General features: G+C 49.4%; 1 protein-coding gene. It reads left to right on the top strand.

The features are described from left to right. Positions 1-342, top strand: a 342-nt coding sequence (locus GO013_RS17125) for a hypothetical protein (protein WP_203529717.1), incomplete at both ends; no start/stop codon positions are given.

Consider the following 342-nt stretch of genomic DNA (forward strand, 5'->3'; position numbering starts at 1 on the left):
ACGTGAGGTCAGGGCATGGAATGTCCGCGACAAAAAAGCGCGGGAGACTTTCTTTTATTGGAAAGCTCTCCCGCGCTTTTTTGTCGCGGACGGTGCCGACGTCGCCAGTTTGGGTGGTCGAATGCGAGGGGTGAGATGGCGGCGTGTTGTTTATTGTGTGATCTGCTCAGAAAACAGAGACTTTTGTGCGAATACCATCGAGAAAATTGTGGGAAAAGGAGAATTGGGGGCTAGGGAGAAAGGCTTTTCTTATGCGGCACCATGTCAAGAACTCCCTTTCTTCGTTGTTTTCTCTTTAATTAGGCCAGGCTTCACCCTCGCCTTATGGCGTATTAGTAATGT

The organism is Pseudodesulfovibrio sp. JC047 (assembly GCF_010468615.1).
Classification (GTDB): domain Bacteria; phylum Desulfobacterota; class Desulfovibrionia; order Desulfovibrionales; family Desulfovibrionaceae; genus Pseudodesulfovibrio.